The sequence below is a fragment of the Butyricicoccus sp. AM78-15b2TA genome (assembly GCF_027665985.1).
Lineage (GTDB): Bacteria > Bacillota > Clostridia > Oscillospirales > Butyricicoccaceae > Agathobaculum > Agathobaculum butyriciproducens.
Map to the genome: position 1 here is coordinate 225 of NZ_JAQEHY010000061.1, position 434 is coordinate 658.

The window sequence follows — 434 nt, forward strand, 5'->3', positions numbered from 1 at the left end:
GAATATGCCAAACGGTTTATTGCCGCCTGTGATGGACAGACATGGTTCATCAATGAGATTGAGCGTCTTCTGAACGCACAGCAACGCACACTGGATACCATCACCGGAGCGGAAGACCTTGTAGAAATCAAGAGCATTGGTCTGAAAGGCCGAAACATCACCGGACATATACCGGCTGCAATCGGGGAACTTAGTGAATTGCGGTATCTGTTCCTCTCGGATAATCATTTGAGCGGAGATATTCCATCTGCGCTCTATACGCTCCCGAAATTGCAGAATGTGGATTTAGGCGGTAATGATTATGCAGGTGCGATTCCTTCCGAATTTGGCACAATGCCCGCATTGAAAACGCTGGTTCTCAAAGACAATCAGTACACCGGTACGATACCGGATACGATTTTGAGCAATACCCAGATTGAGGTGCTGAACCTCAT

1 protein-coding gene is annotated in these 434 nt (G+C 47.5%); it reads left to right on the forward strand.

Translation table 11 applies throughout. The features are described from left to right. Positions 1-434 (forward strand): leucine-rich repeat domain-containing protein (locus tag PGS25_RS15600; protein WP_270419427.1); only part of this gene is annotated, 434 nt, incomplete at both ends.